Here is a 19,435-nt window from a genome sequence, read left to right as displayed (position 1 = left end):
CACGCATCGGTTCGGTCATCGCAGCGAATCATCTCAAACGCTCGGTATACGTTGACGCGGTGGGAGACGAGGTCGACATCGAATCGTCCGGCCTGCTCGACGGCCTCGATGGCACGGCGCGGGTCGAACGTGCGGAGCTGGTCGAGTGGCTGCTTGCGGAGGAGTTCACTGCCACGCAGATCGGTGAGGCGTTCGCGCCGATGCTCCTGGCGACACGCCGTGCCATGGGTGACGATGGCACCCTGGTGTCGGCTCGTCAGATCAGCGAAGAGGCTGGCATCGATCTGGAACTGCTGGAACGCATGCTGCGGGCGGTGGGCCTGCCCAGGGTGGATGATCCCGAAGCGCCCGTCCTGTCGAAGTCCGACGGGCAGACCTTCGCCAATGCCCAGAAGTTCCTCGAGTTCGGAATCACCGCCGACCACCTCGTGCTGGTCCTACAGGTGCTGGCCGAAGGTCTGACGCGGGCTGCGGACGTGATGCGCTACGCGGCGCTGGCAGCCGTATTGAAACCGGGCGCCACCGAACTGGACACCGCCAAGGCCTCCGAGGCGTTGGTCCAACAGGTCGCGCCGATGCTCGGCCCGCTGATCGAAGACACGTTGCGCCTGCAGTTGATGCACATCATGGAAACCGAAGCGGTGACCACCACCGAACGCGCTGAGGGGCAACCCCTTCCGGGCGCCCGCCTCGTGACGATCGCGTTCGCCGATCTCGTGGGTTTCACCCGCCTCGGTGAGGTCGTCCCTCCGGAGGATCTGGAGAAGCTCGCGCACCGGCTGGCCGATCTGGCCCGGGAGGTCGCGGTGCCCCCGGTCCGGTACGTCAAGAGCATCGGTGACGAGGTCATGCTGGTCAGCAGCGACCCCGTCGCGATGCTCGAAGCGGTCCTGGATCTCTTGGACGCCACCGAGTTGGACGAAGACTTTCCCAGGCTGAGGGTGGGCCTCGCCACCGGGATGGCCGTCAGCAGGGCCGGTGACTGGTTCGGCAGCTCGGTGAATCTCGCGAGCCGCGTCACCGGGGCAGCGCGTCCCGGTGCGATCCTGGTGTCGGAGTCCACCCGTGACGCGATCGGCGAGGTCGACGGGGTGACGTGGTCGTTCGTGGGGGCGAGGCGCCTCAAGAACATCAAGGACGAGGTGAAGTTGTTCCGGGCCCGCAGGGCCGAGAAGGCCTAGCCCCTACCTCTACGCTTAGGTGCACCGTCTCGATCCCGCCGCACTTCGCGAGACGCTCTGCACGACGATTGGAAGACTCATGCCGGAACGGCAGCTCGACCCGGGAGTAGCGAGTTTCCTTGCCGCCCGACCATATACGCGTGAAGAGGTGTTCGCCGAGCCCTGCCCCGTCCCGAACGCGCCTGGCGCGTTCGGCTGGTGGTTCCGTGCGCTTCCCCCGGCCATCGACGTTTCGGGCTGCGAACAACGCGACGGTCTGACGCTTCTTTACATCGGCAGCAGTCCGGGCCCGCCGCCCGCAACCGGGGCGCGGCCGATCGCCCAGGACCTGCACAAGCGCATCAGGTACCACTTCGGCGGCGGCGGCGGCGATGCGCACGGTTCGACGCTGCGCAAGTCACTCGGGCTCCTCCTCGCCAAGGAACTGGGCCTCCAGTTGCGCCGCGTCGGCTCGGGCAAGCGGCAGACGTTCGCAGGGGGAGAGGCGGTCCTCACGCAGTGGATGGCCGAGAACGCGCTGGTGTCATGGGCGATTCGTCCGGAGCCGTGGCTCTTCGAGGACGAACTGATCACCACGTTCGAGGCTCCGCTCAATCTGAACGACAAGTCGCGCAATGCGTTTTATCCGGAGTTGACGAAGATCAGACGCGACGCCGCGAAGAGGGCGGGCAAGATGCGCGTGCTCGCCGAGTGGTGATTAGCGCGATGGCGTGAACCGCCGCAACCGCAGGCTATTGCTCACCACGAAGACCGAGCTGAAAGCCATTGCTGCGCTGGCGATCATGGGATTTAGCAGCCCCAGTGCAGCCAGCGGTATCGCTGCCACGTTGTAGGCGAACGCCCAGAACAGATTGACCTTGATGGTGCCAAGGGTGGCGCGGGACAGCCGGATCGCGTCGGCGGCGGCCCGCAGGTCGCCCGTGACGAGCGTCAGGTCGGATGCCTCGATCGCCACGTCGGCACCGGTGCCCATCGCCAGCCCGAGATCGGACTGGGCCAGCGCCGCCGCGTCGTTGACACCGTCGCCGACCATCGCCACGACCCTGCCCTCGGCCTGGAGGCGCTTGACGTGGTCGACCTTGTCCGCTGGAAGCACTCCCGCGATCACGCCGTCGACCCCGGGGTCGATACCGACCCGGGCGGCCACCGCCAGTGCAGCGCGCTCGTTGTCACCGGTCAATAGAATCGGAGTCAGCCCGAGCCGGCGCATGTCGGAAATCGCCTGTGCGGCAGTGTCCTTCACCGTGTCGGCAACGACGATGACGGCGCGGATCGCATCGTCGACGGCGATCCACACCGGAGTCTGCCCCAGTGACTCGGCGTCGTCGGCGCCCGCGAGCAACTCGGCGTCAGGTTCGAGCCCGCGCTCGTCGCGCAGCCAGGCCAACCGTCCGGCCGCCACGCGTCGGCCCTCCACCACGCCGGTCACGCCCCTACCTCCATGGTTGGCGAACTCGCCGACGGCCGGCAGCGCACCTGCGTCGACCGCACGAGCTGTCACGGCACGGGCGATCGGATGCTCCGAACCGCTCTCCAATGCGCCTGCCAGTCGCAGAATGTCGTCGTCGCCCACCACCTTCACCACGCTCATCCGGCCGGTCGTCACGGTGCCGGTCTTGTCGAGTACGACGGTGTCGACACGCCGGGTCGACTCGAGCACCTGCGGGCCCTTGATCAGGATTCCGAGCTGGGCGCCTCGACCGGTACCCACCAGAAGTGCGGTCGGCGTCGCGAGACCGAGCGCGCACGGGCAGGCGATGATCAGCACCGCGACGGCGGCGGTCAGCGCGGCGGTCGCGGATCCGGTTGCCAGCAGCCACCCCGTGAACGTCAGCACGGCCAGCGCGATCACGATGGGAACGAAGACGGCAGACACCCGATCAGCCAGCCGTTGGACCTCCGCCTTGCCGCTCTGCGCGTCCTCGACCAGTCGCGCCATCTGGGCGAGTCGGGTGTCCCCGCCCACCCTCGTCGCGCGGACCTGCAGCAGCCCGCTGACGTTCACCGTCGCTCCCGTCACCTCGTCGCCGAGGCCGACCTCCATCGGCATGGACTCGCCGGTGAGCATCGACGCGTCGAGGGCCGAGGCGCCACCGATGACCACGCCGTCGGTGGCGACCTTCTCGCCCGGTCGCACGACGAAGACGTCGCCGACGGCGAGTTGATCCACGGGGATGCGCCGCTCGACGCCGTCGCGCATGACGGCCACGTCCTTGGCGCCGATGTCCAGCAGCGCGCGCAGTGCGGCGCCCGACTGCTTCTTGGCGCGGGCCTCGAAGTAACGGCCCGCGAGGATCAAGGTGGTGACGACCGCGGCGACCTCGAGATAGAGGTGGTGGTGCGGTTGTCCCGCGAGCACCTGGTAGGCCGACCAGAGGAACGACGCCAGCACCCCGACGGACACCAGCGTGTCCATCGTCGCCGCGCCGTGGCGCAGGTTCGTCACGGCGGCGCGGTGGAACGGCCACGCCCCCCACGCCACGACGGGGGTGGTCAGTGCCAGGGCCAGCCATTGCCACCCGGTGAACTGCCACGCCGAGACCATCGACACGGCGAGCACCGGCAGGCTGAGCACGGCGGACCCGACCAGCCTGCGCAGGTATCCGCTGTCATGGCCGTGCTCGTGGCGATGAACCGTCGCGGTGTAGCCGGTGGCCTTGACCGCGGCCACCAGGTCGTCGGCAGTCACGCCGTCGGGGAAGTCGACCGACGCCTGTTCGGTCGCGAAGTTCACGCTCGCGTGAACCCCGTCGATTCGGTTGAGCCGTTTCTCGATTCGGGCCGCGCAGGATGCGCAGGTCATCCCGTCGACGGCCAGGGTGAGATTGCTCATGAAGATGTTGCGACGTCGTACCCGGCGTCCTCGATTGCGGCGGCGACCGCTTCGGCGTCCGGCGTGCCGTCGACGCGTACCGTACCCGTGGCCAGTGCGACGTCGACGGCGGTGACCCCGGGGAGTGGCGAGACGGCCGACGTGATCGACGAGACGCAGTGCGCACAACTCATGCCGTGCACTTCCAACAAGACGCTCATGACAACCACTATATACCCGTAGGGGGTATGGGTAGTCGCGCCCGTCAGTTCGCCCCGAACGATCGCGCCAGCGACTTCTTGTCGATCTTCTCGCCTGCCAGGGTCGGCAGCGGCTGCGCGCGGATCTCCCATCGCGTGGGGATCGCGAAGTACGACAGCACGCCCGTCACGTGAGCGGTCAGGTCCTCGGCGGTGGGCGGTTCGGCGTCGGCCTGGTGCACCACCACTGCAACGAGTTCCTCACCGAGGTCGGGGTGCGGGATGCCCAACGCCGCCACCTCCACCACGGTGGGATGCGTGGCGATCGCGGCCTCCACGTGTGGGCAGGCGATGTTCTCGCCACCTCGGATGACGACGTCCTTGCTGCGGCCGTCGATGTAGAGGTAACCGTCCTCGGTGAGGTGGCCCAGGTCGCCGGAGTGCAGCCAGCCGTCGGCGTCGACGGTCTCCGCCGCCTGTACTCCCAATACTGCCGCATCGACCCCGACGTAGCCGTTCATCACCGTGGGCGAGCGGGCCAGCACCTCTCCGACCCCATCGTCGTCCGGGTCGGCGATGCGGATCTCCACGACGGGGTACGGCCGGCCCACGGTTCCGGGATGACGGCTCAGGTCCCGCGCGTCGGCCACCGTGAGGAAACCGCCTGCCTCGGTCATGCCCCAGGTGTTGCTCAGCCCGCGCTCACGCAGCCTGGGCAGCTTGGCCCTGATCCGATCGAGCAGAGCGGTGGTGACGGGCGCCCCGCCAAGGGGCCACGACTTCAGGCTCGACAGGTCGAACGAATCGAAGTCGGGGTGTTCGAGGATGCGAATTGCCATGGTGGGCACCGCACCCCAGATCTGAATGCCCTCCCGCTGAATGAGCGCGAGGATCTGGCCCGCATCGAAGCGTCCCTCGGTCATCACGATCTTCCCGCCGGTCAGGAAGTGGGTGAGCAGGCTCGACAGCCCGCCGACGTGGAACATCGGCGTGGTGGCCAGACTGACCACCTGCGTGGAGTCGTCGTCGAGCAGATGGGGCAGCCGGCCGGTCCGCTGCATGATGTCGTGCTGGTTGTAGATCACCGAGCGGCGCGACAGCTCAACGGCTTTCGGCATCCCCGAGCTGCCTGAGGTGAAGAGAATCAACGCAGGGTCGTCGGCGTCGGTGTCGGGTGCGGGGGAATCGTCGACGTCACCGGCGTCGAACGCCGCACATAGGTCACCGAGGGCGCTGCAGGGGGCGGTGACCGCGAGGTCGCCATCGGTCAGGACGTGCCGGGGTGCCAGAACCTCTACGGCGTGGTCGATTTCGGCGCTGCTCCACCATCGGTTGGCCAGGACGGGCACGGCACCCGACAGCCACAGCGCCCACAGCGCCACCACCCACTCGGGGCTGTTGTATCCGGACACCATGACGCGGTCGCCGGATTCGATGCCAAGGCCGGCGAGGTGCGCCCTGGCCGCGTAGGCCGCGGTGCGAAACCCCGTGAAGGTGATGCGCCGGTCGCCGTGGACGAGGAAGGGTCGGTCGGTCCACACCCGAGTCCCGGAGACCAGGTCGTCGAACGTGGACGGGCCACAGTCGTACACGAGACCGTCGTGGCCGCCGTAGGAACCCGCGCGGACCTCCGCGCTCCACACCTTGCTCGACGTGTGGGTCACTGCGTCGGGATCTGGATGCCCTCCGAGGGCTGGACGATGACGAATCCGTGGCCGTGGAAGGCGACCTGCAGCGCCTCGCCCGAACCTCGTCCGATCAGTGCGCCCGCCTTGAAGCTGGTCTTCAACTGGGTCTGCAGGTTCGCCGACCACGCCACCACGGCGTTGGTGTCGGCGAACGTCGGCGCCTCGGCGGCGTCGAGCACCACCGGCGGGCCGTCGGTCGTCAGTGCCACCCAGCCGGTGCCGCGCAGCGTCGTGTTGAACAGTCCGCCCGTCGCGATGCTGCCGCCCTTGACCCGTTCGATGTTCCAGTCGAGGTTGGCGGAGAAGGCGAGCACGTTCTTGCCGCTGATCGACAGGCCCGAGTTCGTCAGGTTCAGCAGATGCACGTCGTGGGCCTGCTCGGCGAGGAACACGTCACCCTGGCCCTGGCAGCGCATCAGCGGCAGGCCCTCGCCGGTCAGCGCCTTCTTGAGGAACTTGCCCGCGCCGCCGCCTTCGAACGCGAAGTCGACGTTGCCCTGGTAGGCGACCATCGAGCCCTGCCGCGCCATGAACGGATCGCCGAGGCGCACGCGCAGCAGCTTCGCGTTCTGGTTCGCGATCGGCTTGGCTTCCTTCTCGCTGAACCGGCCGTCGACCAGGTCGCCGCTGATGCCCGCGAAAGCGTCACCGGCGGGTTGACCGGGGTCGCCGCCCTGGACCGACGCCTGCGGGCTCGGCGTCTGCTGCTGAGCCTGAGGTGGCGCCCCGCCGAGCGGCGCCCTGCCGGCCTGGCCTTGATGGGACACGTGGTCGGACCAGCCCTGGCCGTCCCACCAGCGATAGTCGTAGCGGCCCTCGGGGTCCGGTTGCCAGCTGCCAGGTCCAGGTCCAGGTCCAGTCACCGTTTCGCTCCTCGGCTCGATTGCGGCGTGTCCACCAAGTCTCGCAGGAAGACTATGGCAACCGTCCGAAGTTCAGGTTGTCTCGCCCTCGGCGAGCCTTCCGACCTGGCATGCTGGGCAGATGTCCAAAGAAATCGATCCGGCGCGGGCGCGCAGTGCCCTCGAGGTCGTCAAGCAGCACCCGGGAATGGTCCTGTTCGTGGCTTCGCCAGGGATCATCGCGGTCGGTGTGGTGTGGGCGCTCGCCGGCGCGGGATGGGCGGTCCTGCTCCTGATCGCCATGGTCGTCGGCGGCAGTCTGGCGCTGGTTCGCAAGTTGCGCTGACGGCGTCGCGCTTTCGCCCTCGGTGAATTTTGCCCCAAACCGGCTGTAACAACGTAATCATGTAATCATGAAACAACATCACCGCGGCCGCCCCGGCGGCTGGCATCAGTCACAGCAACCCGACGCGAGTGACGCGTCTGAGTGGATCGCCGGACGCCTGCCCGAGAGCTGGTTCTCGGGCGATCCGACGGTCGTCGTCGATCGTGAGGAGATCACCGTCGTCGGCCGGCTTCCTGAAATCGATGGCGAGGAAAGCGACGCCCGCGCGTCCGGTCGGGCCGCACGCTTTCGTGAGGAGACGCGATCGGAGCGCATGCGCATCGCCGACGAGGCCGAGCACCGCTACGGTCGCAAGGTCGCCTGGGGCATAGAAATCGGGGCGGTCGGTGACCAAGGATACGAGCGAATCCTGTTCACGCACATCGCCGTTCCGGTGATGACGCGCCTGCGCCAGCCCGAGCGTCAGGTGCTCGACACGCTGGTCGACGCCGGTGTGGCGCGGTCGCGCTCCGATGCCCTGGTGTGGTCGGTTCGGCTCGTCGGCGAGCACACCGACGAATGGCTCGGCAAGCTGCGCGACGCGATGTCGAAGGTCGACGACGTGCGCGCCGAGGGCCCCGAGATCTAGGCCACCTTGCGATTTCGGCGCGTTTGTCCGCGCTCACCGCGGGTCAACGCGCCGAAATCGCACTAATAGCGAGGGGCTCGACTCCGACGTAGGACGAGCTCAGCGCCGACGTCTGCAACAGCGGGTCGATGGACTCGCCGTCGATCAGCAGGTTGCGGTTGACGCCGAAGGACTGCGGCTCGCGCCCGCCACGGGGTCGAAGATCCTCGAACCCCAGCCGTGGTCGACGACCACCAGGCCGCGCCGCAATCCATCCGACAGTGACGCGTCGAGTTCGACGGAGCCGACGGCGGAGAACACCCGCACCCTGTCACCGTCGCCGATGCCAAGTTCCGCCGCGTCGGCCGGATTGATCAACACCTCATTGTGCTTGCCCGAAGGATGCAGGCGGGCAGTTCGTTGAGCCACGAGTTCATCGAATGTCTGCGCCACCGATTGCCGAGGGTGAACGGATAGCCCTCGGGCGCCACCGGACTGGATGCGGCCAACAGTTCGCGCGCACGCGCGACGAACTCCGGTGGCGCGGCGTGCACCAACTTGTCGTCAGTGCGCAGCGCATCCCTGAAGCCCGAACTCCCGCGGCCCCAGCACCAGGCCGTGTGGGTTGTCGACCACGTCGCGTCACTTCAGCTTGCGGCCGTTGATCTTCCGCGACGTGGCGATCAGCAGGCGGTCGATCCAGTGGGGGCTGAACTCCAGTCCCGGTTGACGGCTGAGACGGGCGATCCGACGGGTTGCCGAGATGAACGAGTTGACGCCCTTCGTCCCGAACAGTGGCCCGCGCATCGCGATCGCGAGGTCGATCCAGATGCGCCACTCCTCGCGCGTACCCGGTGGCGGTTCGACCGCCTTGACCCGTACTGTACGAACGGCTCGTCGTGCATGCTGCTGGTGAACGCGGGCAGGTCGTTGCGTTCCAACCAGTGCACGGCGGGCAACAGCCAGTGCGCGTGGCGGTGGCTCTCGCGCTGCACGAAGTCGACGGCCACCAACAGATCCAATTGTTCAAGGGCCGCATCGAGTTTCGCGCCATCGGGTCCGGACACCACCGGATTGCCGGAGTTGATCACCAAGGCCCGGATCTGGCCGTCTCCCGGCGTGGTGATCTCATCGGGCAGGTCGGCGAGGCCGTGGGCGCCCGCGATCATCTCGCGGCCCCGCAACCTGCTCAGGTGGGCGGGTCTTGCGAGGTCGAACATCCGCAGCGCGTCGACGTATCCGCGTTCGAATCGGCGACCGCCGGGCCGGTCCATCCAGCCGGTGATGACGTTGAGAACGTGGCCGAGCCACTCTGCGATGGTGCCCGCTTCGTGCAGGGATACGCCGGTGCGAGTGACCACCATCGCGCCACGGGCAAGAGCGAAGTCGCGCGCTACCCCTTAGATCTGGTGTCGGGGGAGCTCGCACCGGGCGGAGAGGTCGTCGAGATAGGCGGCCTCGACGAGGGCGCGCAACTCGGGCAGGCCGGTGGCCAGATCGCGGCAGTCCTCCTCGTGCTCGAGCCCGTGGTCGAGGATCACCTTGACCATCGCCAGCAGCAGCTCCCAGTCCTGGCCGGGCCGCACCGCCAGGTGTATGTCGGCCCTCTGAGCGGATTCGGTGCGCACGGGGTCGCCCACCACCAGTGTGGCGCCGCCCTTCTGGCGATCGAGGGCACGCCGCCAACCGCCGGGCACGGTCTCCAGCCAGCTCCAGGCGCCGACGGCGGGATTCGTGCCCACCAGCAGGAAGTAGTCACAGTCGTCGATGTCGGACACCGGCGACATGAGCTGAGACCCGTACATCGCCTCCGAGACGACGTGCATGGCGTTCTGGTCGACAGAGCCGACGAAGTAGCGGCTGTGCGTGCCGATGGCATCCAGCCGGCCGTTCATGAAGATGATGTTCGACGACGAGAAGCCCGCCGGGTTTCCGTAGTACACCCCGATGGAGTCGGAGCCACCCGCGTCGATCAGCGCGTTCATCCGGGTCGCGATGTCCCCGATGGCCTCCTCCCACGACGTCTCGACGTACGAATCACCCACGCGGCGCATCGGATTGAGGATACGGCGCGGATGCACGACGAGCTGGTTGGCGGTGCGGCCCTTGGTGCAGAAGTCGTGCCAGCTGTGCGGGTTCTGCTTGTCGGGCCCGATCTTGGTGACCGTGTTGTCTTCGACGGTCACCTCGATACCGCATGACGCCAGGCAGTACCTGCAGAAGGTGTGCACCGTTTTGGGGCCCTGCCATTGCTCACGGCGCCATCCTGCCGGAACCACTCACCGCCGATCAGACGATTGGCATTGAGCAGATCGCTTGTTTCAGGCCTGCGTCATCGACCAGTACTCACCGCGGCGGGCGATCAGTTCATCGTGACTGCCTCGCTCGACGATCCGGCCCGCCTCCATCACCAGGATCACGTCGGCGTCGCGAATGGTTGAAAGTCGATGCGCGATGATGAAACTCGTTCGGTCCCTGCGCAGCTCGGCGGTAGCCTGCTGGACCAGGAGCTCGGTGCGCGTGTCGACCGAACTGGTGGCCTCGTCGAGGATAAGCAGGCTCGGCTGGGCGAGGATCGCCCTGGCGATGGTGATCAGTTGCTTCTCGCCGGTGCTGATGTTGCCGCCGTCGTCGGAGATCAATGTCTGGTAGCCGCCGGGCAGGGTGTGTACGAACCGGTCGACGTGCGCGGCCCGCGCCGCCGCGATGACCTGGTCCTCGTCGGCGTCCGGTCGTCCGTAGGCGATGTTGTCGTAGATGGTGCCGCCGAACAGCCACGTGTCCTGCAGCACCATGCCGATGCAGGACCGCAGCGCGTGGCGGCTCATCGAGGTGATGTCGACTCCGTCGATGAGGATGCGGCCCGAGTCCACCTCGTAGAACCGCATCAGCAGGTTCACCAGCGTGGTCTTGCCCGCCCCGGTCGGTCCGACGATCGCCACGGTGCTGCCGGGTTCGGCGAGCAGCGACAGGTCCTCGATGATCGGGGTGCCGGGACGGTATTCGAAGTCGACGTGCTCGAACTCCACCCGTCCCGGACCACGCCGGTCGGCGGCGGGACCGGGCGGATCGGGTGTCTGCTCCTCGGTGTCGAGCAGGTCGAATACGCGCTCCGCACTGGCGATTCCGGACTGCAGGGTGTTGTACATCCCGGCCACCTGGGTCAGTGGCTGGTTGAACTGGCGAACGTACTGGATGAAGGCCTGAATGTGGCCGAGCGTGATCTGGCCGGTCGCGACCTGCAGGCCACCGACGACGGCGACGCCGACGTAGCTCAGGTTGCCGACGAACGTCGTCGCGGGGGACACCAGGCCGGACAGGAACTGGGCGCCGAAGCTGGCCTCGTAGACGTCGTCGTTCAGTTCGCGGAACTTGTCCTCGGCCAGCGCGCGGTGGCCGAACGTCTTGACGACCGTGAATCCGCTGTAGGTCTCCTCGACGTGCGCGTTGAGCCGTCCGGTGTTGCGCCACTGCGCGATGAAGTGGTCGCGGCTGCGACGCGCGATCGTGCGGGTCGCCCACAGCGAGAGCGGCACTGTGAGGACGGTGATCAGCGCCAGCAGTGGCGAGATGAACACCATCATCACCAGCACGGCAGCCACGGTCAGGACGGAGGTCAACAGCTGGCTGATCGTCATCGACAGTGAACTCTGGATGTTGTCCACATCGTTGGTGACGCGGCTCAGCACCTCGCCGCGCTGCCGGGAGTCGAAGTACGCCAGGGGCAGCCGGTGCACCTTGGCCTCGACGTCGGCACGCAGCGCCACCATGGTGCGCTGGATGATGACGTTGAGCAGACGTGCCTGAATCCAGAGCATCAGGGACGCAAGCAGATACAGGCCCAGTGCCAGCAGCAGCGTGCGACCGACGGCGGCGAAGTCGACGCCATGGCCGGGGACGACGTTCATGCCGGACAGCAGGTCGGCGAAGGTGCCGTCCCCGCGTGCCCGGGCCGCCTCGACGGCCTGTTCCTTGGTGATGGACGCTGGCAGCTGCCTACCGATGACACCGCTGAACAACAGGTCCGTCGCATGCCCGAGGATGAGCGGGCCGACGACGCCGATCGCGATCCCGACGATGCCGATCAGCAGCACGATGGCGGTCGGTACACGTTGCGGCGTCAGCCGTTTCACCAGTCGGATCGCGGACCCCTTGAAGTCCTTGGACCTCTGACGGGGCGTGTCGAGGCCGGCGTTGAGTCGACGACCTACCGGTCCGGTCATCTCGGATCCCCCACGCCGTTTGATGTCGCCGCCGGGGCGGCTCCTGGGGCGAAGGTCGCCGCCGGGGCGGCTCCGGTGATCGCCTGCGAGTCCGCGAACTCCGCGTACACGGGGCAGTCGGCCAGGAGCGACTGGTGCGTTCCGGTGCCGACGACCTTACCGTTGTCGATGACCACGACCTGGTCGGCGTCGATCACCGTCGAGATGCGTTGCGAGACGATGAGCACGGTCGATTCCGCGCAGGCCTCACCGAGTGCGGCGCGGACGCGCGCGTCGGTGTGGACGTCGAGCGCGGAGAAGGCGTCATCGAACAGGTAGATCGCGGGCCTGCGGATCACGGCGCGGGCGATTGCGAGCCGCTGCCGCTGACCGCCGGAGAAGTTGATGCCGCCCTGGGCGACGGGCATCTGCAACCCCTCCGGGTGTGCGGAGACGAAGCCGTCGGCCGACGCGATGCGCAACGCCTCCCACATCTCGTCGTCCGTCGCGTCCGCCTTGCCGAAGCGCAGATTCTCGGCGACCGTCCCCGAGAACAGGTAGCCGCGTTGGGGCACCAGCCCGATCGTCGACCACAGCGTCTCGACGTCGTAGTCGCGCACGTCGATGCCGTCGACGGACACCGACCCAGCGGTCACGTCGAACAGTCGGCAGATCAGCGAGATCAGCGTCGACTTGCCAGATCCCGTCGACCCCACCACGGCGGTGGTGGTGCCCGGCCGGGCGGTCAGCGAGATCCCCTGCAGCACGGGCTTGTCGGCGCCCGGATAGCTGAAGGTCGCGTCGCTAATCCGGATCTCGCCCACACTCGCATCCGGTCGCCCGGGGTCCTCCGGGCTCGCGATCGCGGGCGTCGTGGACAGCACCTCGGAGATGCGCTCGGCGCACACTGAAGCGCGCGGCAGCATCACCAGCAGCAGCGTCACCATCAGTACGGCCATCAGGATCTGCATGAAGTAGGACAGGAACGCGATCAGTGAGCCGACCTGCATCTCGCCCGTGTCGATGCGCAAGCCGCCATACCAGATCAACGCGACACTGGACACGTTGATCACCAGCGTGGTGAGCGGCAGCATCAGCGCCTGTAGCCGGCCCACCGTCAAGGCGGTGTCCGCCAGCGCCTCGTTGGCATCGCGGAACCGGGCCCGCTCGTAGGGCTCCCTGGCGAAGGCGCGGATCACGCGGATGCCGGAGAGCTGCTCGCGCATGACGCGGTTGATGCCGTCGATCAGCCGTTGCATCCTGCGGAAGATCGGCAGCAGCCTCGACACGATCCAGAAGTTGGACAACCCCAGCAGGGGCACGCTCACCAGCAGCAGCCAGGACAGCCCCGCGTTCTGGTGCACCGCCATCGCGATGCCGCCGGCGCACATGATCGGGGCGGTGATGAGCATGGTGCACGTCATCTGCAGCAGCACCTGAATCTGCTGCACGTCGTTGGTGGTGCGGGTCAGCAGCGTCGGAGCGCCGAAGCGGGCGGTCTCTTCGGCCGAGAAGCCCGTCACGTGGTGGAACATCACCGAGCGCAGGTCGCGACCGAAGCCCATCCCCACCCGGGAACCGAAGTACACGGCGCCGGCGGCGCAGGCGGCCTGAAGTGCGGTGACCCCGAGCATGATCCCGCCGAGTTCGCCGATCGCGGCGGTGTCGCCCTTGGCCACGCCGTCGTCGATGATCGCGGCATTGATGGTCGGCAGGTACAGCGACGCCAGCGTGCTGATCACCTGAAACGCGGCGACGATGACGATCGGCGCGCGGTACGGCCGCGCATACCGTCGCAGCAGCGCCCAAAGCATTCCGCAACTGTTGCACATCGCGCGCGTTGGCAACCTGTCCGCCCACACGCCCGGGAATCCGGCGAAAACTCCAGGTCAGTCGGCATGTCGGTGGTTGTGCCACGAGGCTGCCGCTACAGTTGCGGGCGTGATTGCACGACGCGGCCGCCGCAGGGGTGGACGCAATGCCAAAGCGCTGACCGTGATGGCAGCCGCGATGATTCCGCTGTTCGTGGCCTGCTCCGGTGGCTCCAACCAATCGGCGGGCCCGGGCAACCCGTCGGGTCCCGCGCCTGCGGCAGACTCCAAGCACGGGCCGATGTTCCCGGAGTGCGCCGGTATCTCCGACGAGACGATGGCCCAACTGACCAAGGTCAACGGCCTGGTCAACACCGCACGTACGTCGGTGGGCTGCCAGTGGCTGTTGGGCGGCGGGATCCTGGGACCCCACTTCTCGTTCAACTGGTACCGGGGCAGCCCGATCGGCCGCGAGCGAAAGACCGAGGAACTGTCGCGCACCAGCGTGGAGGACGTCAACATCGAAGGACACGGCGGATTCATCGCCTTGAACGACGCCCCGCCACTGGGCCCCAGCCTGTGCGAGATCGGCATCCAGTTCGACGACGACTTCATCGAGTGGTCGGTCAGCTTCGCGGAGAAGCCGTACCCTGACGCATGTGACGTCGCCAAGGAACTCGCCCGCCAGTCGATCGTGAATTCGAAATGAGCTCCCCCAGCCGGGTGGCTGCCGGCGTGATGGCGGTGTTGGCCACGGTGATGCTGCTCGCCGGCTGCTCGCGGGACGTGTCGGGCCAGGCGGTCAAGGCGGGCACCGGAGGCAACACCCAGCGCAACGACAACTCGGCCAAGACGTACCCCAACCTTCTCAAGGAGTGTGACGTCTTGACGACGGACGTCCTCGCCAAGACGGTGGGCGCCGACCCGTTGGACATCCAGAGCACCTTCGTCGGCGCGCTGTGCCGGTGGCAGGCTCTGAACCCGTCGGGCCTCGTCGACATCACCCGGTTCTGGTTCGAGCAGGGCAGCCTGGACAACGAACGCAAGGTCGCGGACTTCCTCAAGTACCAGGTCGAGAGCCGCTCGGTGGCGGGCGTGCAGTCGATCGTGATGAAGCCCAACGACGCCAGCGGTGCGTGTGGCGTGGCGAGTGACGCGGCGGGCGTGGTTGGCTGGTGGGTCAATCCGCAGACGCCCGGCGTCGATGCGTGCGCCATGGCCATCAAGCTGATGGAGCTCACGCTCAACACCAACAACTAGTCGGCGTCACCTAACGAGGCACGTGGAAGGCGACCAACATCGCCGTGTGCAGCTCCAGGCGATGCCACGGCTGGCTGGTCCGCAGGACGGCGATCGCCGAGGTGGGAAATTTCAACGAGATCCGTTCGGCCGCTTCCGCATCGCTCACATCCGGATCTGACAGGCCCAGCGCCAGCGTGGACATGGTGGGTTCGTGCCCGACCACCAGTAGCGTCTCGACGCCGTCGTCCGTGCCGTTGACGAGGCGGATGACGGTGCCCGGCGCGGTGTCGTAGAGGTCGTCCTCGAAGCGCGCGTCCGCGCCGATGCCCGTGCGTGCGAGCGTCTGACGGGTGCGGGTCGCGGTCGAGCACAGCACCGCGCCCACCTCCGGGACGTTCGCCCTGATCCAGTCGCCCGCGAGGCCGGCTTCCCGGATACCGCGCGGTGCGAGTGGGCGTTCGTGGTCCGCGACACCATCGGGGTAGTCCGACTTGGCGTGCCTGAGTAGCAGCAGGGTGCGGTCGGGTGCGCTCATCGACACCACGTTAACCGGTACGCGTCGGGCGTATTGACGAGGTCGCTCGCGCACATGCCGACCGAGGTCCACCGACTTGTCAGGGCCCGGACCTACACTCGCCATGCCCGTCAAGGAGACGGGGAACGACGAGAGAGCCGAGGGGTCACCGATGCGCTTCCTGCACACCGCCGACTGGCAGCTCGGCATGACCCGCCACTTCCTCAACGGTGAGGCACAGCCACGATATTCGGCCGCACGTCGGGACGCCGTCGCAGGGCTGGGCGCGCTCGCGGCCGAGACGGGCGCAGAGTTCATCGTCGTCGCCGGAGACGTCTTCGAGCACAATCAGCTCGCTCCGCGCGACATCAGCCAGTCGCTCGAGGCCATGCGGGCCATCACGGTTCCGGTGTATCTGCTTCCCGGCAACCACGATCCGCTCGACGCCTCGTCCGTGTACACCAGCGCACTGTTCCTTGCCGAACGTCCGGACAACGTCATCGTGCTCAACCGCGCCGGAGTGCACGAGGTGCGTCCCGGCCTCCAGATCGTCGCGGCGCCTTGGCGTTCCAAGAAGCCGAACACCGATCTCGTCGGCGAGGTGCTCGACGGCCTCACCGCGGACGGCGTCACCCGTGTCGTCGTCGGCCACGGCGGGGTCGACCTCTTCGAGCCCGACAGGGACAAGCCGTCGTTGATCCGACTGGCGACCGTCGAGGCCGCGCTCGCGCGTGGTGCCGTGCACTATGTCGCGTTGGGCGACAAGCACTCTCGCACCGACGTGGGCTCGACGGGCCGCGTCTGGTATTCCGGCTCACCCGAAGTCACCAACTACGACCACATCGAACCCGATCCCGGCCACGTGCTCGTCGTCGACGTGGACGAGGACGATCCGGAACGCGCGGTTCGCGTGGCGGGCCGCCGGGTCGGCCGGTGGAGGTTCGTCACGCTGCGCCGATCGGTCGATACCGCGAGGGACGTCGTCGATCTCGACATCAATCTCGACCAGTTGCCCGACAAGGAACGCACGGTGGTGCAGATCGCGCTCACCGGCACGCTGACCGTGACCGACAAGGCGGCGCTCGACGCGTGCCTGGACAGGTACGCCCGGCTGTTCGCCGCGCTCAGCACCTGGGACAGGGAGACGGACATCGCCGTAGTGCCCGCCGACGGTGAATTCGACGATCTCGGCATCGGTGGCTTCGCGGCCACCGCCGTCGACGAACTGGTGGCCACCGCGCGTGCCGACGGCGGCCAGGCCGATGATGCGAGGGCCGCGCTTGCACTGCTGCTGCGCCTTGCCGAGAGGGGTAGCGCCGCGTGAAGTTGCATCGTCTCGTCTTGAGGAACTACCGGGGAATCGCATACCGGGACATCGAGTTTCCCGATCGTGGCGTCGTCGTGGTCTCCGGCGCCAACGAGATCGGCAAGTCATCGATGATCGAAGCTCTCGACCTGCTGCTGGAGGCCAAGGACCGCTCGACCAAGAAGGAAGTCAAGCAGGTCAAGCCGACGCACCTCGACGAGGGCGCCGAGATCACGGCCACGATCTCCACCGGACCCTACCGATTCGAGTACCACAAGCGTTTCCACAAGAGGCAACAGACCAGCTTGGCGGTGTCCTCTCCGGTACGTGAGCAGCTCACCGGCGACGAGGCACACGACCGTGTCCAGGCCATCCTCGCCGAGACCGTCGACACCGACCTCTGGCACGCCCAACGCGTGTTGCAGTCGGGATCGACTGCTTCCGTTGATCTTTCGGGCTGCGATGCGCTGGCGCGGGCGCTCGACGTCGCAGCGGGCCAGACGGTCACCATGTCGGGGTGCGAGCCGCTGCTGATCGACAGGATCGACGCCGAGTTTCGGCAGTACTTCACGGCGACGGGCAGGGCGACTGGACTGTGGGCCACCGCGGTCGGTCGTCTGCGCGAGGCTGAGCTGCAGGTCGAGTTGTGCCAGGCGGCGGTCGACGAGGTCGACCAAGCGGTGGCCGACCATGGTCGGACCGCTGATGAACTGGCTCGCCTCTCACTCGACGTGGTGACGGCCGTCAAGCGGCTCGAGGCAGCTCAGGCGGCGGCCGACACCATCAAGCAGCTCACCGACCGTCTCGCCCAGGCACGTGCCCTCGCCGAATCGGCCGAGATGGCGCAGGCTGCCTCCAACGCCGCACTCGGCGAGCGTCGCAGGCTGCGCGCCGAGCTGGCCGAACGATCCGCCACCATCACCGGTCTGGAATCGGCAGTGGAAGCCGCCGCGAGTGACGAGGTCGCCGCGAACGAGGTCGCCGTGGCCACCGCGGCAGCCTCGGCGGTCGCCCGGGTGGCGGCCGAAGGCTGCCAGGTTCTGCTCGATGCCGCCCGCAGCACGGTCGAGCGGATCGCCCGCCGTGACGAGGCGGAGAAGCTGACGGCCAGGCTCGCCAGGATCGACTCGGTCGAACGCGGACTGCTCGGCGTCGAGGCCGAATTCGCGCAGATCGCCTTGTCCGACGACGTGATGCGTGACGTCGAGCTGGCCGTACTGGCCACTGAGCGGGCCGCCGCGCAGGCCGAGTTGTCCTCGGCGCGAGTGGAATTCGATGCTGCCACCGAGGTTCGGCTCGTCGTCGCGGGCCAGCTGGTCGAGCTCTCGGCGGGCGCCACGTGGTCACAGAACGTGACGACCGCCACCGACGTCGAAGTGCCGGGTGTGGTGACGGTGCGGGTGGTGCCCGGGGCGCCTGCCGCCGACTCGCAGGGAAAGCTCGACAAGGCACGCCGGCTGCTGGACGTATTGCTGGAGGAGGCGGGTGTCGCCGACGTCGCGGCTGCGCGGGCGCTCGACAACAGAAGGCGGGAACTGGCGGCGTCCCGCGATCGGCTGCGGGCCACCCTCGATGGGCTGGTCGGCGATGACGCCGTCGACGCATTCCGGGCGCGTCTCGCCGAGGTGAGTGACGCACCGGTGTCGGGGGCAGGTGACCGTCGAGCCGAGGTGGCGCGTACCGAACTCAAGGCGGCCGCCGATGCGCACCGGCAAGCTGCCGTCGATCACGAGTCCCGCCGTGATGCCGCGGCTGCGGCCGCCTCGCGCGCAATCCAGCTCGCGGGGGCGGTGACCGTCGCGCAGTCCAAACTGACCACGGCACGCGACGAGGTCGCGGCGGCGTCGGAACGCCTTGTCAGGCAACGCGACTCACAGTCCGACGACCAGCTGGTCATTCAGGCCGAGGCCGACGGTGAACGGGCTCGCGCGGTGGCGGCTCGGGTAATGGCCATCGACACCGAACTCGCAGCCGCGGCACCGACGGCGGTGGCGGCCGAGCTGGCGGATGCCTCGCGCAACGCGGCCGATCTCGGCGAACGCCACGACGAGGTCGGTGGCCAGCTGCGTGAGCTGACGGCCCAGCTGAGGGTGTACGGGTCGGAGGGCCGCAAGGGACGGCTGGACGCCGCGCAGACCGAGCGCGAGCATGCGTCCACCGAACATGCCAGGATCCAGCGCCGCGCCGGGGCGGCACAGCTGCTCCAGTCAGTGATGACGCGCCACCGGGACCAATCGCGACTGCGCTACGTGGAGCCGTTCCGTGCGGAGGTCGAGCGCTTGGGTCGCATCGTGTTCGGTGGCGATTTCGAGGTCGAGATCGACGGCGACCTTCGCATGCTCACCCGTACGCTGCACGGCCGCACCGTCCCGTTCGACTCGCTGTCGGGCGGTGCCAGGGAGCAACTCGGCATCGTGGCTCGGCTGGCGAGTGCGGCGCTGGTAGCCAAGGAGGACGGGGTCCCGGTCGTCATCGACGACGCGCTCGGCTTCAGCGATCCCGACCGACTGGCGAAGATGGGCCAGGTGTTCGACGCCGTCGGTGGCGATGGCCAGGTGATCGTCCTGACGTGCAGCCCCGAGCGGTACGCCGGAATCGCCGGTGCACAACACCTCGAATTGAGCGAGTTCGGCGCGCCGGGTCGCGCTGACCGCAACTGAGCGCGCCCAACTCGCGGGGGTGGG

At 67.8% G+C, this 19,435-nt stretch carries 15 protein-coding genes and 1 pseudogene; 8 read left to right on the top strand and 8 right to left on the bottom strand.

Annotation, left to right across the window (positions count from 1 at the left end):
- The first annotated feature begins 59 nt into the window (after positions 1-59).
- Both QOI01_RS35025 and QOI01_RS35020 read left to right on the top strand, forming a co-directional pair.
- Positions 60-1,181 carry an adenylate/guanylate cyclase domain-containing protein gene (locus QOI01_RS35025; RefSeq protein ID WP_526388669.1) on the top strand — a complete coding sequence of 374 codons (1,122 nt, stop codon included), beginning with the start codon at positions 60-62 and terminating at the stop codon, positions 1,179-1,181.
- A gap of 79 nt (positions 1,182-1,260) precedes the next feature.
- Positions 1,261-1,878, top strand: a complete 618-nt coding sequence (locus tag QOI01_RS35020; RefSeq protein WP_526388655.1) for a GIY-YIG nuclease family protein — start codon at positions 1,261-1,263, stop codon at positions 1,876-1,878.
- On the opposite strand, the gene QOI01_RS35015 is transcribed toward QOI01_RS35020, so the two are convergent.
- The 4 genes from QOI01_RS35015 to QOI01_RS35000 are packed head-to-tail and all read right to left on the bottom strand — an operon-like array spanning position 1,879 to position 6,744.
- Positions 1,879-4,014 (bottom strand): heavy metal translocating P-type ATPase, encoded by a 2,136-nt coding sequence (locus tag QOI01_RS35015; protein ID WP_526388653.1) that lies wholly within the window; start codon positions 4,012-4,014, stop codon positions 1,879-1,881.
- Positions 4,011-4,214 carry a cation transporter gene (locus QOI01_RS35010; RefSeq protein ID WP_526388651.1) on the bottom strand — a complete coding sequence of 68 codons (204 nt, stop codon included), beginning with the start codon at positions 4,212-4,214 and terminating at the stop codon, positions 4,011-4,013. Before QOI01_RS35010 ends, QOI01_RS35015 begins: the two co-directional genes overlap by 4 nt.
- 44 nt (positions 4,215-4,258) lie before the next feature.
- Positions 4,259-5,857: a class I adenylate-forming enzyme family protein gene (locus QOI01_RS35005; protein WP_526388649.1), complete on the bottom strand. Its 1,599-nt coding sequence runs from the start codon at positions 5,855-5,857 to the stop codon at positions 4,259-4,261.
- Entirely contained in the window at positions 5,854-6,744 is an 891-nt protein-coding gene (locus QOI01_RS35000) for an AIM24 family protein (protein WP_526388647.1), read from the bottom strand. Before QOI01_RS35000 ends, QOI01_RS35005 begins: the two co-directional genes overlap by 4 nt.
- A 121-nt stretch (positions 6,745-6,865) precedes the next feature.
- Between QOI01_RS35000 and QOI01_RS34995 the strand changes: the two genes are divergently transcribed.
- Positions 6,866-7,069 carry a hypothetical protein gene (locus tag QOI01_RS34995; protein WP_526388645.1) on the top strand — a complete coding sequence of 68 codons (204 nt, stop codon included), beginning with the start codon at positions 6,866-6,868 and terminating at the stop codon, positions 7,067-7,069.
- Positions 7,070-7,136: 67 nt separating this feature from the next.
- Complete coding sequence (gene abmR, locus QOI01_RS34990; protein WP_526388643.1) at positions 7,137-7,697, top strand: ATP-binding transcription factor AbmR; 561 nt, start codon at positions 7,137-7,139, stop codon at positions 7,695-7,697.
- Positions 7,698-7,740: 43 nt separating this feature from the next.
- Here the strand turns inward: abmR and QOI01_RS34985 are convergent.
- The 3 genes and pseudogenes from QOI01_RS34985 to QOI01_RS34975 all read right to left on the bottom strand — a co-directional run bounded on the left by QOI01_RS34985 (position 7,741) and on the right by QOI01_RS34975 (position 13,692).
- A pseudogene (locus QOI01_RS34985) lies at positions 7,741-9,955 on the bottom strand (molybdopterin-containing oxidoreductase family protein).
- Positions 9,956-9,997: 42 nt separating this feature from the next.
- Positions 9,998-11,899, bottom strand: a complete 1,902-nt coding sequence (locus QOI01_RS34980) for an ABC transporter ATP-binding protein (RefSeq protein ID WP_526388641.1) — start codon at positions 11,897-11,899, stop codon at positions 9,998-10,000.
- Positions 11,896-13,692: an ABC transporter ATP-binding protein gene (locus QOI01_RS34975; protein ID WP_526388639.1), complete on the bottom strand. Its 1,797-nt coding sequence runs from the start codon at positions 13,690-13,692 to the stop codon at positions 11,896-11,898. Before QOI01_RS34975 ends, QOI01_RS34980 begins: the two co-directional genes overlap by 4 nt.
- A gap of 184 nt (positions 13,693-13,876) precedes the next feature.
- Here QOI01_RS34975 and QOI01_RS34970 point away from each other — a divergent pair, with 184 nt between their 5' ends.
- Positions 13,877-14,398 (top strand): DUF3558 family protein, encoded by a 522-nt coding sequence (locus QOI01_RS34970; protein ID WP_526388667.1) that lies wholly within the window; start codon positions 13,877-13,879, stop codon positions 14,396-14,398.
- Positions 14,395-14,949: a DUF3558 family protein gene (locus QOI01_RS34965; protein WP_526388637.1), complete on the top strand. Its 555-nt coding sequence runs from the start codon at positions 14,395-14,397 to the stop codon at positions 14,947-14,949. The genes QOI01_RS34970 and QOI01_RS34965 overlap by 4 nt, the downstream gene beginning before the upstream one ends.
- A 10-nt stretch (positions 14,950-14,959) precedes the next feature.
- Here the strand turns inward: QOI01_RS34965 and QOI01_RS34960 are convergent, their stop codons facing one another.
- Positions 14,960-15,466 (bottom strand): SixA phosphatase family protein, encoded by a 507-nt coding sequence (locus tag QOI01_RS34960; RefSeq protein ID WP_526388635.1) that lies wholly within the window; start codon positions 15,464-15,466, stop codon positions 14,960-14,962.
- Positions 15,467-15,617: 151 nt separating this feature from the next.
- On the opposite strand from QOI01_RS34960, the gene QOI01_RS34955 reads away from it, so the two are divergent.
- Together QOI01_RS34955 and QOI01_RS34950 are read left to right on the top strand one after the other, a co-directional pair.
- Entirely contained in the window at positions 15,618-16,769 is a 1,152-nt protein-coding gene (locus QOI01_RS34955) for a metallophosphoesterase family protein (RefSeq protein ID WP_526388665.1), read from the top strand.
- Entirely contained in the window at positions 16,766-19,411 is a 2,646-nt protein-coding gene (locus QOI01_RS34950) for an AAA family ATPase (RefSeq protein WP_526388633.1), read from the top strand. The genes QOI01_RS34955 and QOI01_RS34950 overlap by 4 nt, the downstream gene beginning before the upstream one ends.
- Positions 19,412-19,435: the final 24 nt, after the last annotated feature.

It is taken from the genome of Mycobacterium sp. (assembly GCF_032162605.1).
Taxonomy (GTDB): Bacteria; Actinomycetota; Actinomycetes; order Mycobacteriales; family Mycobacteriaceae; genus Mycobacterium.
Note: the sequence above shows the minus strand (reverse complement) of the source record. Positions and strands in the feature narration are given on the sequence as shown.

Bases quoted from the DNA above. Each gene is read 5' to 3' on its own strand.
- QOI01_RS35020 (WP_526388655.1), top strand. From the start codon at position 1,261: ATGCCGGAACGGCAGCTCGACCCGGGAGTAGCGAGTTTCCTTGCCGCC.
- QOI01_RS35015 (WP_526388653.1), bottom strand. From the start codon at position 4,014: ATGAGCAATCTCACCCTGGCCGTCGACGGGATGACCTGCGCATCCTGC.
- QOI01_RS35010 (WP_526388651.1), bottom strand. From the start codon at position 4,214: ATGAGCGTCTTGTTGGAAGTGCACGGCATGAGTTGTGCGCACTGCGTC.
- QOI01_RS34995 (WP_526388645.1), top strand. From the start codon at position 6,866: ATGTCCAAAGAAATCGATCCGGCGCGGGCGCGCAGTGCCCTCGAGGTC.
- abmR (WP_526388643.1), top strand. From the start codon at position 7,137: ATGAAACAACATCACCGCGGCCGCCCCGGCGGCTGGCATCAGTCACAG.
- QOI01_RS34980 (WP_526388641.1), bottom strand. From the start codon at position 11,899: ATGACCGGACCGGTAGGTCGTCGACTCAACGCCGGCCTCGACACGCCC.
- QOI01_RS34975 (WP_526388639.1), bottom strand. From the start codon at position 13,692: ATGCTTTGGGCGCTGCTGCGACGGTATGCGCGGCCGTACCGCGCGCCG.
- QOI01_RS34970 (WP_526388667.1), top strand. From the start codon at position 13,877: ATGGCAGCCGCGATGATTCCGCTGTTCGTGGCCTGCTCCGGTGGCTCC.
- QOI01_RS34965 (WP_526388637.1), top strand. From the start codon at position 14,395: ATGAGCTCCCCCAGCCGGGTGGCTGCCGGCGTGATGGCGGTGTTGGCC.
- QOI01_RS34960 (WP_526388635.1), bottom strand. From the start codon at position 15,466: ATGAGCGCACCCGACCGCACCCTGCTGCTACTCAGGCACGCCAAGTCG.
- QOI01_RS34955 (WP_526388665.1), top strand. From the start codon at position 15,618: ATGCGCTTCCTGCACACCGCCGACTGGCAGCTCGGCATGACCCGCCAC.